General features: G+C 76.4%; 12 protein-coding genes and 2 pseudogenes. 2 read left to right on the top strand and 12 right to left on the bottom strand.

Features of this window, described 5'->3' with window-relative positions:
- Positions 1-23: 23 nt before the first annotated feature.
- The 6 genes and pseudogenes from JKP75_RS22110 to JKP75_RS18845 all read right to left on the bottom strand — a co-directional run bounded on the left by JKP75_RS22110 (position 24) and on the right by JKP75_RS18845 (position 5,657).
- On the bottom strand, positions 24-785 hold the full coding sequence (locus JKP75_RS22110) for an EAL domain-containing protein (protein WP_309230034.1): 762 nt from the start codon (positions 783-785) through the stop codon (positions 24-26).
- A 163-nt stretch (positions 786-948) separates the two neighbouring features.
- A pseudogene (locus JKP75_RS22115) lies at positions 949-2,121 on the bottom strand (diguanylate cyclase domain-containing protein); the annotation flags it as partial.
- A gap of 124 nt (positions 2,122-2,245) precedes the next feature.
- Positions 2,246-2,869: an acyl-CoA dehydrogenase family protein gene (locus tag JKP75_RS22120; RefSeq protein ID WP_242473642.1), complete on the bottom strand. Its 624-nt coding sequence runs from the start codon at positions 2,867-2,869 to the stop codon at positions 2,246-2,248.
- A 244-nt stretch (positions 2,870-3,113) separates the two neighbouring features.
- Positions 3,114-3,878: pseudogene (locus JKP75_RS22125) on the bottom strand (acyl-CoA dehydrogenase family protein); the annotation flags it as partial.
- Positions 3,879-3,940: 62 nt separating this feature from the next.
- Positions 3,941-4,330: an SRPBCC family protein gene (locus JKP75_RS18840; RefSeq protein WP_200491269.1), complete on the bottom strand. Its 390-nt coding sequence runs from the start codon at positions 4,328-4,330 to the stop codon at positions 3,941-3,943.
- Between the two features lie 43 nt (positions 4,331-4,373).
- Positions 4,374-5,657, bottom strand: a complete 1,284-nt coding sequence (locus JKP75_RS18845; RefSeq protein ID WP_200493400.1) for a competence/damage-inducible protein A — start codon at positions 5,655-5,657, stop codon at positions 4,374-4,376.
- A gap of 115 nt (positions 5,658-5,772) precedes the next feature.
- On the opposite strand from JKP75_RS18845, the gene JKP75_RS18850 reads away from it, so the two are divergent.
- On the top strand, positions 5,773-6,492 hold the full coding sequence (locus JKP75_RS18850) for a hypothetical protein (protein ID WP_200489748.1): 720 nt from the start codon (positions 5,773-5,775) through the stop codon (positions 6,490-6,492).
- Positions 6,493-6,510: 18 nt separating this feature from the next.
- Here JKP75_RS18850 and JKP75_RS18855 read toward each other — a convergent pair whose 3' ends face one another.
- The 5 genes from JKP75_RS18855 to efeU form a co-directional block, all read right to left on the bottom strand.
- On the bottom strand, positions 6,511-8,049 hold the full coding sequence (locus tag JKP75_RS18855) for a serine/threonine-protein kinase (protein ID WP_200493401.1): 1,539 nt from the start codon (positions 8,047-8,049) through the stop codon (positions 6,511-6,513).
- 70 nt (positions 8,050-8,119) lie between these two features.
- A complete protein-coding gene (locus JKP75_RS18860) occupies positions 8,120-9,760 on the bottom strand; it encodes a protein kinase (protein WP_200489749.1) in 1,641 nt (546 codons plus the stop codon).
- 251 nt (positions 9,761-10,011) lie between these two features.
- The gene (gene efeB / locus JKP75_RS18865) at positions 10,012-11,313 is read right to left on the bottom strand and encodes an iron uptake transporter deferrochelatase/peroxidase subunit (protein ID WP_200489750.1); all 1,302 of its coding nucleotides are present in this window, start codon (positions 11,311-11,313) and stop codon (positions 10,012-10,014) included.
- A gap of 4 nt (positions 11,314-11,317) precedes the next feature.
- Positions 11,318-12,463 (bottom strand): iron uptake system protein EfeO, encoded by a 1,146-nt coding sequence (efeO, locus tag JKP75_RS18870; RefSeq protein WP_200493402.1) that lies wholly within the window; start codon positions 12,461-12,463, stop codon positions 11,318-11,320.
- A complete protein-coding gene (gene efeU, locus JKP75_RS18875) occupies positions 12,450-13,355 on the bottom strand; it encodes an iron uptake transporter permease EfeU (RefSeq protein WP_200489752.1) in 906 nt (301 codons plus the stop codon). Before efeU ends, efeO begins: the two co-directional genes overlap by 14 nt.
- A 185-nt stretch (positions 13,356-13,540) precedes the next feature.
- Here efeU and JKP75_RS18880 point away from each other — a divergent pair, with 185 nt between their 5' ends.
- Positions 13,541-14,332 (top strand): enoyl-CoA hydratase-related protein, encoded by a 792-nt coding sequence (locus JKP75_RS18880; RefSeq protein WP_200489753.1) that lies wholly within the window; start codon positions 13,541-13,543, stop codon positions 14,330-14,332.
- Here JKP75_RS18880 and JKP75_RS18885 read toward each other — a convergent pair whose 3' ends face one another.
- Positions 14,333-14,608 (bottom strand): hypothetical protein, encoded by a 276-nt coding sequence (locus JKP75_RS18885; RefSeq protein ID WP_309230035.1) that lies wholly within the window; start codon positions 14,606-14,608, stop codon positions 14,333-14,335.
- Positions 14,609-14,645: the final 37 nt, after the last annotated feature.

Below are 14,645 nucleotides of genomic sequence, written 5' to 3' on the forward strand. Positions count from 1 at the left end.
CCGGCGGATGGTGCGGCGCACGTTCACGGGGCGGTCGGCACCGAGGTCGCGGCGGCGGCGATCGCGCAGGCGTCGCCCCCGGCCTCCTGCACCGACCGGACCCAGCGCGGGACGTCGTCCCCGGGCATGGCGTGCCCGAGCAGCCAGCCCTGGACCAGGTCGCAGCCGGCCTCGCGGACCATCCGCAGGTGCTCGACGGTCTCCACGCCCTCGGCCACCGACCGGATGCCCAGCGTGCGGGTGAGCGCGACGATCGCCGCGAGCACCGCGCCGCCCTCGCCGCCGGTGACCCGCTCGGCGGCGACCAGCAGCGAGCGGTCGATCTTCAGCGTGCCGATCGGCAGGGAGAACAGCTGGGCCAGCGACGACCAGCCGGTGCCGAAGTCGTCGATGGCGACCCGCACCCCGGCACGGCGGAGGACGGTGAGCTGGTCCTCGGCGCGGGTGGGGTCCTCGGCGATGCTGGTCTCGGTGAGCTCGAGGACGAGCTGGTCGGCCGCCAGGCCGGACTCGCGCAGCGCCAGGCGGACGTCGCGGACCAGGGTCTCGGCCGAGAAGTGCCGGGCGCTGATGTTGACCGCCATGCGCAGCGGCAGGCCTTCGGCGGCCCAGGCGGCGGCCCGCCGCGTCGTCTCCCGCAGCAGCCAGCGGGTGATCGGGATGATCTGCCCGGTCTCCTCGGCGACGGCGAGGAAGGTGTCCGGGGCGAGCAGGCCGCGCTCGGGGTGCTGCCACCGCACCAGCGCCTCGACGCCCTCCACCTCGCCGGTGTCGAGCCGGACCACCGGTTGGTAGTGGACGACGAGCTGGTCGATCGCCTCGTCCCGCAGGCGGGTGGCGACCTCCAGCCGCCAGCGCGCGGCCTCCCGCAGCCCGGGCGAGAACAGCCAGCACCCGGTCGCGGCCCATGCTCTTGGCCGCGAACATCGCCGCGTCGGCGTCGCTGAGCAGCTGGTGGGGGTCGCGGGCGTCGGGCTGGGCGACGGCGACCCCGACGCTGGCCGAGAGCGGGACCGAGATGCCCGAGGCCGGGAAGGGCCGGGTGAAGGTGCCCTGGAGCCGGAAGGCGAGGTCCGCGGCATCGGAGGTGTGGCAGCGGTGCGCCAGCACGACGAACTGGTCGCTGCCCAGCCGCCCGACGGCGTCACCGGGCCGCAGCGCGCCGGCCAGCCGGTGGCCGACCTGCCGGAGCAGCTGGTCGCCGATGCCGTGGCCCAGTGAGTCGTTGATCGTCTTGAAGCCGTCGAGGTCGAGGACGATGAGCGCGGCCCCCGCGCCGTCGTCGTCCGGCCCGGCGGCCAGGGCCTCGGCGGTGAGGTCGAGCAGGGTGCTGCGGTTGGGCAGGCCGGTCAGGTCGTCGTGGCGGGCCCGCCAGGCGAGCGCCTGCTCGCCGCGCACCCGCTCGGTGACGTCGGTGTGCGTGACCACGACCCGCGTCGAGTGCTCGACCCGCGAGGCCTGCATGCGGAACCAGCCGGTGGTGGTCGGGGTCGACCGCGCGTACTCGTGCTCGAAGGTGTCCGCCCTCTCGGCCGGCGCGGCGACGAGCGCGCGGATGCCTGCGGCGATCGCCTCGGCGTCCGCGGGTGCCAGCCCGCGCTGCACGGCCGCGAGGTAGTCCGAGCCCGGGACGCCGAGGCCGAGCTCGGGCCGGGCGCGGCTGTCCATCCAGGCGCGGTTGCCGGTGACGATGCGCCCGCGCTCGTCGACCAGCACCGTCGCCGACGGCAGCGCCTCGAGCACGGAGGTGAGCCGGCCGAGCTCGGCCTCGCGCTCGGCGTCGGCGCGGTGCCGGGAGTCCACGTCCCGGAAGAAGACCGAGATGCCGGGTGGGTCCGGGAAGACGCGGATCTCGTACCAGCGGCCCTGCGGCTCGTAGAAGTAGTCGAACTCGCGGGCGACGCCGTCGCCGAGGGTCTGCTGGTACCGCTCCTCGGCGATGGTGTTCACCGTGGCCGGGAAGCAGTTCCGCGCCCGGCGCCCCAGCAGCTGGTCGGCACGCCGTTCCAGCAGCAGCTCGGCGGCCGCGTTGACGTAGGTGAAGCGGCCCCCGGCGTCGAGCCGGAAGACGGCGTCCGGCACCGCGGCGAGATCCGGCCGCGACCCGTCGTCTGAAGCCACGCTCCCCGCACTCCGTCCGCTGGCGCTCGATGGTCCGCGTATGCGGAGGTTACGGCACAGAACCGTCCCGGGCCGGGCCCAGGAGGCCGGGGTCCGACCCCCCGAGCCTACTGCCCCGAGCGCCTCAGCCGGGCGTTCCGATCGCCGCGCGGCTGACCAGCGCAGCGACGTCCGCGGACGCGGGGAGGGTGCCCAGCACCGCGCCCCAGTCGCCGCCGAGCCGGGACGCGCAGAAGGCGTCGGACACCGCTGCCGGGGCGTGCCGGAGGAGCAGCGAACCCTGGAGGCAGAGCGCGAGCAGGCCGGCGATCCGGCGGGCCCGCAGCGGCAGCCGCTCGGGGTCCCCGAGCTCCGCTGCGAGTCGCTTCACCGCGTCGTCGAAGCGCGGGTCCACCCCCCGGGCGAGGTCGATCTCCTCGATCACCGCGGCGAGCGACTCCGAGGAGCGGCCCACGGCCCGGAGGACGTCCAGGGCGATGACGTTGCCCGAGCCCTCCCAGATGGAGTTCAGCGGCGCCTGCCGGTAGAGCCGCGGCAGCCCGGAGTCCTCGACGTAGCCGTTGCCGCCCAGGACCTCCATCGCCTCCGCGACGACGCCGGGCGTGCGCTTGCAGACCCAGAACTTCGCCGCCGCGCCCGCCAGCCGCAGGAAGGCCGACTCCCCGGCGTCGACGGCGGCGGCGAGCCGGACGGCGAGCGCAGTCGCGGCCTCGCTCTCGACCGCGAGGTCGGCGAGCACGTTCTGCATGAGCGGCTGGTCGACCAGGAGTCGCGCCGAAGGCGGCGCGGTGCCGGGCGTGGTAGCCGGCCTGGGTCAGGGCGGCGCGCACCGTGGCCGCCGAGCCGAGCACGCAGTCCAGCCGGGTCATGTTGACCATCTCGATGATGGCCGGGACGCCGCGGCCCGGTTCGCCGACGAGCCAGCCCGTCGTGCCGTCGAACTCGACCTCGCTGGAGGCGTTGGACCGGTCGCCGAGCTTGTCCTTGAGACGTTGCACGTGGAACACGTTCCGCGATCCGTCGGGGAGCACCCGCGGGACGAGGAAGCAGGAGACGCCCTCGTCGAGCTGGGCCAGCACGAGGAACAGGTCGCTCATCGGTGCGGACGTGAACCACTTGTGGCCGGTCAGCCGGTGGGTGCCGTCCGGCTGGGGCACCGCCCGGGTGGTGCCGGCCCGCACGTCGGAGCCGCCCTGCTTCTCGGTCATGCCCATGCCGGCGATCAGCCCGCGCTTGCCGGTGGGCTCGGCCAGCCCGAAGTCGTACTCCGTCGCCGTGAGCCCCGGCTCGAGCCGCGCGGCGAGCTCGGGCGCCCGGCGCAGGGCGGGGACGACGGCGTAGGTCATCGTCGTGGGACAGGCGTGGCCCATCTCCACCTGCGTCCAGCCCACGTAGCCGACCGCCCGGCGGACGTGGGCGTGCGCGTCCCCCTCGGCCGCGGCCCGCCACGGCGCCCCGGCGAGCCCGTTGCCGACCGCCGTGCGCATCAGCTCGTGCCAGGCCGGGTGGAACTCCACCTCGTCGATCCGGTGGCCGTAGCGGTCGTGCGTGCGCAGCCGCGGCGGGTTCTCGTTCGCCAGCCGCCCCCATTCCTGCGCCTGCTCGCTCCCGGCGAGCCGGCCCAGCCCGGCGAGGGAGTCCAGGGTGGCCCGGTCGGCGTGCCGCACGCAGGCCTCGGCCAGGGCGGCATCCCCCGCGATCGGGTCGTGCCCGACCAGCGGGGGCACCTGGTTGGTCACCTCGTGGGTGGCGGGCATGCCCGCACCGTAATTCCAGCGGGCCGTCCGGCGGCGGCCCCCGACCGCTCGCCCGCGGGGGGTCAGGCGCGGACGAGGCGCCCGAGGGCCAGGCGGGCGGCCGGGGCGTACCCCAGGACCAGCGGAGCCGGCCCGGACAGCCGCAGCCCGGTCGTCGTCCCGCCGCCGGGGCCCTCGGCGACCCAGTGCAGCAGCCGCACGTGCAGCGGCCCGACGGCGACCCGCCACGACCACCGGCTGGCGGCCTCGTCGACGTCCTCGACTGCGAAGGGCGCCGACACCCCCAGGGGGCCGCGCACCCGGCCGGCGAGACCGGGGGCCAGCCGGCCGGCCGGGAACTCCACGCCGGTGATCTGCGGCGACCAGCCCGGCCAGCGGGCCGGGACGGCGTACCGCTCCCAGACCTCGGCGGGCGGGGCGGTGCCGGTCGCGTGCAGGGTCAGCGTCGTCACCGCCGGGATGTGCCCCGCGGGGGCGCGCCGGACACCCGCACCGTCAGGCCGGGGGACCGCCGACCAGCAGTTCGCGCAGCAGGTGCAGCGCCATCGTGACGGAGCGTTCCCGCACCGCCGTCCGCGAGCCGCGCAACCGCAGGGCGCGGGCGACCTGCCCGTCCGGGCCGACGACGCACACGTGCACGGTGCCGACCGGCTTGTCCGCGGTGCCGCCACCGGGGCCGGCGACTCCGGTGATCCCGACGCCGACGTCGGCACCGAAGCGGGCCCGGGCGCCCTCGGCCAGGGCCGCGGCCACCTCCGCGCTGACCGCACCGTGCGCCTCGATCAGCGCGGCAGGCACGTCGAGCAGGGCCTCCTTGGCGCTGTTCGCGTAGGCGGCGACCCCGCCGAGCAGGAACGCCGACGAGCCGGCGCGGGCGCTCAGCCGCCCGGCGAGCAGCCCCCCGGTGCAGGACTCCGCGGTGGCGACGGTGAGCCCCCGCTCGACCAGCGCGCCGGCCACGACCTCGTCGAGGTCCGGCCCGGTGGAGAAGATCGTGTCGCCGTGCCGCTCGGAGAGCACCGCGAGCAACCGGTCGTAGGCGGGCTGCGCGTCCGGGCCGAAGCGGGTGACGATCTCCAGCTCGCCCTCCCGCAGGCACGTGGTGATCTCCAGCCCGCCGAGCTCGTCGTCCGCGTCGCGCAGCGTGGCGGCCAGCTGGGCCTCGAGCGTGCCCCACAGCCGCACCGTCTCCTGGCGCAGCTCCGGCGCCCCGGTGAGCAGGGCGGCGACCGGCGCGGCGGCGAGCGCGGCGGGCCACATGCCGCGCAGCTCGCCCGGCGGGCCGGGGAGCACGACGACGACCGGGCCGGTCCGCCCCTCCGCGGGCGGGACGACGAGACCGGGCGCGGTGCCGACCGGGTCCAGGACCGTGGCGCCCGCGGGCACCCGCGCCTGCTTCCGGACGCCCTCGGCGGTCGACACCGGGTCGGCCCGCCAGCCGCGCAACGCCATGAGCCGGTCGACGACGGCGGCGATCCGCTGCTCGAGCTCGGGGTCCACGTCCGAGGGGCACCCCTGGTACGCGCCGACCACCTCGGCGGTCAGGTCGTCGGCGGTCGGCCCGAGCCCGCCGGTGGTGAGGAGGAGGGGGACGCCGGTGCCGGCGAGGAAGGCGAGGGCGTCGCGCAGGTCGTCGGGCCGGTCGCCCACCACGACGACGTGCCCGACGTCGACGCCGAGCTCCCGCAGCCGCTCGGCGAGCCACGGCCCGTTGGCGTCGGCGACGCGGCCGGTGAGGACCTCGGTCCCGGTGACGACGATGCCGGCGCGGATGCTCACCCGACCGACCCTAGGGCGCCGCCCTCCGGTGCGCCCGGGGCGCCGGGCGCCGGGCCCCGGTTACGGTGCGGGGGCGGCCGGCCCGACGGCCGACCGACGCCAGCGAGGAGGATCCGTGAGTTCGCCGACCGACCCCCAGCCGCCCGCCGAGCCCGCGGTCCCGGCCCCGCCGAGCACGCAGGAGATCCCGGTCGCGGCACCACCGGTCAGCGCGCAGACGCTGCCCCCGCACCCCGGCGCCACGACGCCCTCGCCGGTGCAGACGGTGCAGCCGACCGGCCCGGTCGGCCTCGTGCCCGGCCTGCCCGGGGCGCTGCCCCCGATCCCGCCGCCGGCTCCGGTCCCCGCCGCGACCGGCCCGGTGCCGCCCGTGGCGGAGGACCCCGCGGTCGAGGAGCTCCCGAGCGCGGTGACGCGGGAGGCGCCGGCCTCCGAGGCGCCGACCGAGGTCGTCGCCGACGCCCCGGCGACCCCGCGGGACCGGTCGGCGCTGATCGGGCTCGGCCTGGTGGCCGCCTCGCTCCTCGCGCTGGAGCTCGGCCTCGGGCTGCGCTTCGGCGGCGAGTCGTTCTGGTCGGACATCCCGCTGTGGTCGGCGTTCGCGACGGTCTGCGCGGTCCTCGGCCTGGCGGTGTCGGCCGCGCTGCTCCCGGGCAGCCGGCGGCCGAGTGCGGCGAGCAGCTGGCGGATCGCCGCCGGTGGCGTGGTCGGCCTCGCCGTCTTCTGGGTGCTGGTCGTGCTGCCCGTCGTCGCCACCGACCGCGGCTTCCTGCTCACCGCCGCCCTCGGCCTGCTGGGCGCGGCGGTCTGGACCGGGCCCGCCCGCACGGGCTGACCCCGCGGGCGGTCGCGCTCAGCCCTTGCCGCGCCCGGCGTTCCCGGGGCCGTCGCTGCCGTTGCCGTTGCCGTTGCCGTTGCCGTTGTTCTTCCCCGGGCCGCTCGGTGGCGAGCCCTGGGGACCGCCGCCGGACGCCGGCCCGCCCCCGGGCGCCTGGACGGCCGGGCCGGGCTCCGGCGCGGGCGGACCCGGGGCCGACGGCGGCGGAGCCGGGGTCGTCGCGCCGCCGGGGGCGGCCTCGGCGACCGGGCTCTGGGCACTCGCGGGCGCAGGCGCGGGACTGCTCGCCGCCACCTCCGTGACGACGGCGTCGTCAGGCAGCTGCTCCCGCCCCTCCGCGTAGGCCAGCGCCACGAGCGTGCCCCGCTCCACCGCACCGGTCGGGGAGACGCGGCTGACCGTGCCCGCCGCACCCGGCGCGAGCGGGTCGGCGGTCCGCTCCACCCGCAGCCCGAGCCGGCCGAGCTCGGCCTCGACGTCCTCGACCGGCCGGCCCAGGAGGTCGGCGGCGGCCAGCAGCACCGTGTCCGCGCTCTCCGCGGCCGCCGGTGCCGGCGGCACCCCGCGGTCGCCGGCCACCTGCAGGGCCGCGATCCCGATGCCCGCGCCGACCAGCAGCGTGGCCAGCGGGGCCAGCACGCGGGCCCGGCCCCGGGCGGCCCCGGCCGGCGCGACCGCCGCCAGCGGCGCGGTGACCGGGGGCGGGGGCGGCAGCGGGCGGCCCGCGAGCACGTCGTCGATCGCGGCCCGGAACGCGGCGCCGTCCCGCAGCCGCCGCTGGGGGTCCTTCACCGTGGCGTGCCCGATCAGCGCGCGGACCTGCTCGGGGACGTCGTCGGGCAGCGGCTCGGGCTCGTCCCGCAGCTGGCTGAGCGCGATCTGCACGGAGTTGTCCCCGTCGAAGGCGCGCCGCCCGGCCAGGCACTCGTAGCCGATCAGGCCGAGGGCGTAGACGTCGCTGGCCGCGCCCGCCCGGCTGCCGGCGGCCTGCTCCGGTGAGAGGTAGTGCGCGGTGCCGACGACCTGGCCGGTCTGGGTGAGCGGCACGCTGGACGCCGAGACCGCGATGCCGAAGTCGGTGATCTTGACCGTCCCGTCGCGTGCCACCAGGACGTTGCCCGGCTTGACGTCGCGGTGCACCAGCCCGGCGGCGTGCGCCGCCGCCAGCGCGTCCGCGGCCTGGCGCAGCACCGCGAGGGTGCGCGGCACGTCCAGCCGCTCCTCGCGGGCGAGGAGCTCGGCCAGGGACTCGCCCTCCACCAGCTCCATGACGAGGAACGCCATCCGCTCGCCGGTGAGGCCGTCGTCCAGCTCGCCGTAGTCGTGGAGGGCGGCGATGTGCCGGTGCGCGACCAGGGCGGCGTGCTGGGCCTCCGCCCGGAAGCGGGCGAGGAAGGTCGGGTCGCCGGTGAACTCGCTGCGCAGCACCTTGACCGCGACGGCCCGCGACAGCACGGTGTCGCGGGCCCGCCACACCTGGCCCTGCCCGCCGGTGGCCAGCAGGACGTCCAGCTCGTAGCGGCCGCCGAGCAACCGCCGTCCGGGCTCCGCCACCGATGTCACCTCGCGTTCCGTCGTCCTCCTGTCGTACCCGGCCTCCGGGGACCCCGCGACCGGGGTACGTCTACGGGGTGACGGGATCCGTCGCGCCGGTCGTGGTGGGCGGCGCGGAGGTCGTCGTCGTCGGGGGCGGTGTCGACGACGACGGCGGCGTGTCCGACGTCGTCGGGGGCGTCGTCGGCGTCGTCGGCGTGGTCGTGGCGGTACCGCTCGTGCTGCCCGGACCGGAGGTCCCGGTCGTCGGCGCGGACGGCGCGGTCGTCAGCCCCGCCTGCAGCGTGGGCTCCGGGTCGCCGGTGCCGGCGACCGTGCCGACCTCGGTCACCTCGGCCGGAGCCGGTGCGTCGTCGGTCGGGTAGGCGTCGTCGGGGGTGGCCGGGCCGCCGACACCGGTGCTCGACCGCGGCGGCGGGACGGCGTAGCGGACGACGACGACGTCTCCGGCCCGCAGCTGCCGGCCGGTCGGGGACAGGCCGGTGACCTGGTCGCGCGCCACGGCGGCCGTGATCTCGGCCTTGAGCTCGACCACGAGGCCGAGCGCGGTCAGCTCCTCGGCCACCTCGCCGACCGGGCGGCCCACGTGGTCGGCCGCGGTGAGCAGCAGGCTGCCGCTGTCCCGGGTCTGCGCCGCCTCCGCGGTGCCGGAGGGCGGCCCGTCGGAGAACCCGCGCAGCACCCCGGTGGCGATGCCGGCGCCGGCGACGAGGGCGACCAGCGGGGCCAGCGCCATCGCCACCCGCCGGCCACGGCGGGGGGCCGGCGGACGCCGCACGCTCGCCTGCGTCGGTGGGCCGGCGAGCGCGCCCGGCGCGGGCGGCAGCGCGGCGAGGCCGGTCGTCGGCGGCGGCGGCAGGTCGGTCGGCTCGCCACCGGCCAGGACGTCGTCGACCGCGGCACCGAACGCGGCGCCGTCCGGGAAGCGGACGGCCGGGTCCTTGACCAGGGCGCGGGTGATCAGCGTTCGCAGACCGGGCGGCAGGTCGGCGGGCAGCGGCTCGGGGTCCTGCTGCACCTGCTTGAGCGCGATGGTGACCGCGTTGTCGCCGTCGAAGGCCGGGCGGCCGGTGAGGCACTCGTAGCCGATCAGCCCGAGCGCGTAGACGTCGCTGGCCGGGGAGGGGTGCCGGCCCTCGGCCTGCTCGGGCGAGAGGTACTGCGGGGTGCCGATCACCTGACCGGTGCGGGTGAGCGCGACGCTGCGGGCCGACCAGGCGATGCCGAAGTCGGTGATCTTCACGCTGCCGTCGGGGCGGACCAGGATGTTGCCGGGCTTCACGTCCCGGTGCACCAGGCCGGCGCGGTGCGCCTCGGCCAGGGCGAAGGCCGTCTGCTGCAGCAGCCGCAGCGTCGGCTCGGTGCCCAGGGCGCCCTCGCGGGCGAGCAGCGCCGAGAGGGGCTCGCCCTCGACGAGCTCCATGACCAGGTAGGCCAGCGTCTCGCCCGTGCCGTCCTGGGCGGTCTCCTCGCCGTAGTCGAAGACCGCGGCGACGTTCGGGTGGCTCAGCGAGGCCGCGTGCTGCGCCTCGGCCCGGAAGCGGGCCAGGAAGCTGGGGTCGCCGGTGTACTCGCTGCGCAGCACCTTGACCGCGACCGAGCGGTGCAGGGCGGTGTCGACGCCGCGCCAGACCTGACCCATCCCGCCCGCGGCGATCAGCCCGAGGAGTTCGTAGCGGTCACCCAGGCACCGTCGTCCTGGTTCGACCACGGGGGGTCACTCCTGTCCACGTTCCGCCGGCTGGTGCGGGGACACCGCACCACCGGACGGTTCGTCCGGGCACAGCTCCCCCGACCCTCCGGTGTCCAGACCGGGTCCGGTCTACACATGCGGAGGGGCGGACCCCATGATCGCCCGGGTGGAGAGCCGTTCCCCAGCACCGCCGAGGTGACCCGGACGACTCCCCCGGCGCGCCCGGCGTGCCCGTTGCTGCCCGTAGCCGGTGGATGACCGGTGTCGGTTCAGCCCTCGAAGAGCGCGCGCCCCCACCAGTCGTCGTCGCCCTGCACGCCCGGCGGGCAGGCGAAGACCGCCGACGACGTGTGCCGGATGTACTCGTTCATCGCGTCGAGCCGCAGGTTGCGCTGCACCTGGACGAAGCCGGTGGCGGGATCGCGCTGGTAGGCGATGAAGAACAGCCCGGCGTCGAGCCGGCCCAGCCCGTCCGAGCCGTCGACGAAGCTGTACCCGCGCCGCAGGATCGCCGTCCCCGAGTTCGTGGGGTGGGCGAGGAAGACGTGCGAGGTCTCCGGGATCGCGAACTCGCCGTCGACCTGCTTCGTGAAGTCGACCGGGTCGAACTCCGCCTGCTGGCCCAGCGGCGCGCCGCTGCCCTTGGTCCGCCCGATGGTCCGGTGCTGCTCGTCCAGCGACGAGGTGTCCCAGGGCTCGATGAGCATGCGGATCCGGCGGGTGACCAGGTAGGAGCCACCGGCGAGCCAGTCCGCGCCGCTGTCGCCGTCGGCCACCCACACGAAGCGGTCCAGCCCGGCCGACGCCTCGGCCTTGAGGTTGTTCGTGCCGTCCTTGAAGCCGAAGAGGTTGCGCGGGGTGTCCTGCCCGGTGCTGGTGGACGACGTCCGCCCGAAGCCGAGCTGGGACCAGCGCACGCTCACCACGCCGGCACCCAGGCGCACCAGGTTGCGGACGGCGTGCACCGCGACCTGCGGATCGTTCGCGCAGGCCTGGATGCAGAGGTCGCCGCCGCTGATCTCGGGCCGCAGCTGGTCGCCGGGGAAGGCGGGCAGCTCGGTCAGGGGGGCGGGGCGGCGGGCGGCCAGCCCGAACCGGTCGGTGCCGTCGGCCGCGGTGAACAGCGTCGGGCCGAACCCGATGGTCAGCGTCAGGCCCGAGGGCGGCAGCCCGATCGCCTCGCCGGTGTCGTCCGGGGGCGCGTACCGCTCGCCGTCCACCGCCCCGACCGGGCCGGCGTCCCGGCCCGCGGTCATGCGGCGGGCCGCGTCGGTCCAGGCCTTCAGCACCGCGACGAGCTCGTCGCGGTCGTCGGTGGTGACGTCGAGGGCGACGAAGTGCAGCCGGTCCTGCGCGGGGGTGACGATGCCGGCCTGGTGCGGGCCGGTGAAGGGGACGGCGTCGTCCGCGCGGGGGCCGCCCGGTGCCGGCTCCTGCGCCGTCGACCGGCCGATCAGCCCGCCGGTCGCCCCGGCCGCCACCACGCCGGCGGTGCCCGCCCCCAGCCAGCCGAAGAGCCGCCGCCGGGAGACCCCCGCCGGCTGCTCCTCCGGTCCCTGCTGCTCGGTCATCGCATCACCTGCGGGCGACGACCGCCGCGACCTGGCTGACCGACTCGGTCAGGGCGGTGATGCGGTCGCTGAGGCCCTTGAGCTGGTCCTGGGTGAGCTGGTCGTGCAGCATCCAGCCGTCGCCGGCGCGGTACTGCCCGAGCTCGGCCTCGGTCTCGGCGAACCGCTCGTCGATCTCGGCGACCAGCTCGGGGTCGGCCTCCTCGAGGAACGGCCGCAGCGCCTGCACGGCGGCCTGCGAGCCCTCGACGTTGGCCGCGAAGTCCCACAGGTCGGTGCGCGAGTAGCGCTCCTCCTCGCCGGTGATCTTGCCGGTGGCGACCTCGTCGAGGAGCGCCTTCGCGCCGTTGGCCAGCTGCAGGGGCTCCAGCGTCGTCTCGTCCGCCAGCTCCACGACCCGCCGGACGTCGGCCAGGAGGTTGTCGGCGTAGGGGCCCATGGCGGAGACGTCGCCGGTCACCCACAGCGCCTGCTCGATGCGGTGGAAGCCGGTGAAGTCCTGGCCCTCCTCCTGGTCGCCCTCGCGGCCGTCGATCAGCGGGTCGAGGTCGCCGAAGATCTCCGCCACCGGCTCGATCCGCTCCCAGTAGGTGCGCGCCACGGGGTACAGCGCCTTCGCGCCCTCGACGTCGCCGGCCTTCACGGCGTCCACGAAGGCGGTGGTCTGCTCGATGAGCGCGCCGGTCTGGCTCTGCACGTAGCGCTGGTAGTCGACGCCGGCCTGGGCGAGGGACTCGTCCTCGGACAGCTGGGCCGCCTCGCCGGTGACGGTGAGCGGGTTGCGGATGCCGTCGCCGATCATCCCCGGCTTGCAGACGGTCTCGTACTCACCGGCCGGCAGCTCCACGAGCAGCGGCCGGCTCAGGCCGGGCGCGATGTTCTCGATCTCGGCCATCACGCGGTCGCCCTCGGCGTACACGTAGAACTCGGTGACCTTGCTGCCCTCGTTCGTGATCTCGAACTCGTGCGTCCCCGCGGGCAGCTCGTCGGCCTCGACGTCGCACGCGTCGTCGGACGCGGCGACGGGGATGGTGTCGGCCGGCGTGCCGCCGCCGCCGTCGCCGCCGTCGTCGGACCCGCCGCAGGCGGCGGTGAGGACGACGAGGGCCAGGGCCGGCAGGAGGGCGAGCCGGCGGTCACGCAGGGACATGCGGGGAGGTCTCCGAGTTCGTGGGGGTCGTTGCCGAGGAGGAGCCGGGGGCCGCACCGCCGCGGGGAGCGGCGGGCGTGCGCGCGGGCCAGAGGAAGAGGACCAGCACCGGCACGAGGTAGACCACGTAGGCGATCGTCTCGAGCACGGTCGGGGCCGCGGTGATGTTGAACATCCCGGCGAGGGCCGCGCCGTACCAGCTGCCGGGGTCCAGGACGCCGGAGATGTCGAACGCGATCACGTCCAGGCCCGGGAGGACGCCGGCCTCCTGGAAGTCGTGGATGCCGTACTTGAGGATGCCGGCCGCGACGAAGACCAGGAGCACCCCGCTGACGGTGAAGAACCGCTGCAGGTTCACCCGGATCGCGCCGGCGTAGAGCCCCGCGCCGAGGAGGATCGCGGTGAGGACGCCGAGGGAGATCGCGACCAGCGGGGTCGCGGTCGAGGAGGCCCCCTGGGCGGCCGCGTAGAACAGCAGCGCCGTCTCCAGGCCCTCGCGGATGACCGAGACGAACGCGATGCCGGCCACCGCCAGGGCGCCGGCGCCGACCGCCGTCTCGAGCCGGCCGGTGAGCTCGCCCTTGAGCCGGCGCGCCGTGCGGCGCATCCAGAAGATCATCCAGGTGACCAGGACGACGGCCAGCACCGAGGCCACCGCCTCGAACAGCTCGCGCGAGCGGTAGTCGGCCAGCAGCGAGGTCTCGGTGTAGGTCAGCAGGCCGCCGAAGATCACCGACAGCGCCACGGCGACGGCGACGCCGCCCCAGAGCGGCAGCAGCTCGCGGCGGCGACCGGACTTCACGAGGTAGGCCACGAGGATGCTGACGACGAGCGTCGCCTCGAGGCCCTCGCGCAGGCCGATCAGGAAGCTGGCGAGGAACGCCTGATCCATGCGGGAACCGATCGTCGACGGGCCGGCCCCGTCCGGACGGACGAAGGGCAGGCATACCTTAGTCCCGCCGGTTCCGTCGTGCACCACCCTGTGCCGGATCGGCCGAGGGCCGGGTGCGGTCGTGACAAGGTGGGCGGCGAGGGGCGCCCGGCCGCCCGACCACTGCGCGCGAGAGGCGGACGACGATGCCCGAGACTGTGACCAGGGAGGACTCCGCGGGAGTCGCCACGATCACCATGCTGCGCCCGGGGTTGTCCACCACGATGCGCCGGGAGCTGCTGGAGGTCGTCCGCGCCGTCGAGGCCGACGAGTCGGTGCGGGCGGTGCTGTTCACCGGGACCGGCCGCGCGTTCTGCGTGGGCCAGGACCTCCACGAGTCGCGCGCGCGCCGGGCGGGCGAGGAGCCCGAGGGCGATCCCGACGCCCCCCTGCCGGTGCTCGTCGAGGAGTACAACCCCCTGGTGCTGGCGCTCTCCGGGCTGCGGGTGCCGCTCGTCGTCGGCATGAACGGGGCGTGCGCGGGCGCGGGCCTCGGCCTGGCGCTGACCGGTGACCTCCGGGTGGCCGCCGCCGGCGCGAAGATCACCACGGCGTTCGCCGGCGTCGCGCTGTCCAGCGACTCCGGGGTGGCCTCACGGCTGGTGCACTGCGTGGGCGGGGCGCGCGCCGCCGAGCTGCTGCTCCTCCCCGAGCCGTTCCTCGCCGAGACGGCACTGCAGTGGGGGCTGGTGCACCGCGTCGTCCCGCCGGAGCAGGTGCACGCCGAGGCGTGGGCGCTGGCCGCGCGGCTCGCGGCCGGCCCGACGGTGGCTTACCGGGCGATCAAGACCGTCCTGGCGACGGCGGCGACCGACTCGCTCGAGGAGACGCTCGCGCTGGAGGCGCGGCTGCAGACCGGCGCCGGCCGGGCCGCCGACCACCGGGAGGCGGTCGAGGCGTTCCTGGCCAAGCGGCCGCCGGTCTTCACCGGCCGCTGATCAGCGGGCGAGGACGGCGCACACCGGGCACACGTCGGCGCCCGTGCGGGGCCAGTCCTGCGACCGGTCCACGCGCGCCAGCGACCCGCAGAGGGTGAGCTCGCAGGCCTCGTCGAGCTCGGCCACCGGCCGGTGCAGCTCGACGGCGTGCCAGAGCGCGGCGGTGGCGCCGTGGGCGCGGCTCTGGGCAGCGGCGTGCGCGGTGGTCTGCAGCATCATGCGGAGGACGTCGGCACCCGCGCGGGGCGGGGTGACGGCCCGGTGCGGCGCGCTCACCCGGAAGGGGGAGGGCGCCAGGGCACGCGCCGGAGCC

Source organism: Blastococcus sp. TML/M2B (genome assembly GCF_016612865.1).
GTDB lineage: Bacteria > Actinomycetota > Actinomycetes > Mycobacteriales > Geodermatophilaceae > Blastococcus.

What these genes read in the sequence shown, in the direction of transcription:
- JKP75_RS22120 (WP_242473642.1), bottom strand. Translation starts at nt 2,869, where the DNA reads ATGCAGAACGTGCTCGCCGACCTCGCGGTCGAGAGCGAGGCCGCGACT.
- efeB (WP_200489750.1), bottom strand. Translation starts at nt 11,313, where the DNA reads ATGACCGAGCAGCAGGGACCGGAGGAGCAGCCGGCGGGGGTCTCCCGG.
- efeO (WP_200493402.1), bottom strand. Translation starts at nt 12,463, where the DNA reads ATGTCCCTGCGTGACCGCCGGCTCGCCCTCCTGCCGGCCCTGGCCCTC.
- efeU (WP_200489752.1), bottom strand. Translation starts at nt 13,355, where the DNA reads ATGGATCAGGCGTTCCTCGCCAGCTTCCTGATCGGCCTGCGCGAGGGC.
- JKP75_RS18880 (WP_200489753.1), top strand. Translation starts at nt 13,541, where the DNA reads ATGCCCGAGACTGTGACCAGGGAGGACTCCGCGGGAGTCGCCACGATC.